The sequence below is a fragment of the Xanthobacter sp. BG11Y11_SDJG genome (genome assembly GCF_057364445.1).
This window is the reverse complement of sequence record NZ_JBNFNU010000908.1, coordinates 1-501: the sequence shown is the minus strand read 5'-3', so window position 1 is coordinate 501 and position 501 is coordinate 1. Positions and strand designations below refer to the sequence as shown.

At 75.6% G+C, this 501-nt stretch carries 1 pseudogene; it reads right to left on the bottom strand.

What is annotated here, in order from left to right:
- A pseudogene (locus AC2W7M_RS27240) lies at positions 1–288 on the bottom strand (hypothetical protein); the annotation flags it as partial.
- Between the last annotated feature and the right edge of the window lie 213 nt (positions 289–501).

Genomic DNA, 501 nt, shown 5'->3' with positions numbered 1-501 from the left:
GATCTGAGGCGCTCGAAGCGCGCCGCGTCGGTCGGCACCAGATCCACCACCAGGCGGGCGGGCTCGCCGTCGTGCGGCTCCAGCAACGAAGCGCCTTGTCGGATGGCCACGGGGCCGGTCGCCTCCAGAACCATGCGCGCCTTGCCCGGCGCCAGCGCGCCGAAGCGCCAGGACGGAAACGAGGCCGCGCCGCATCTGGTCGGGCGCGCCCGCGAAGCGGAAGGCGACGCCGGACAGATCGAGGATGACCCGGTAGGGGCTGCCCAGCGTGAAGGCGCGGAACGGCACCGCGCCGTCGAGATCCACCACCAGGCGGGTGCGCTCGCTGTCGCCGGCAAGGCGGGCGTCGCGGGCAGCGACCGTCCCGGCTGGGGTGGAAGTGGAAGCGGAGGCGGAAGCGGAGGGGGTGACGTCGCCCGGCGGTTCGGCGCGCAGGCTGCCGCCCGGGATCACGAGCCCGCCGCGGCGAGCACCACCGGCGCCAGCGCGCCACTCAGGCGG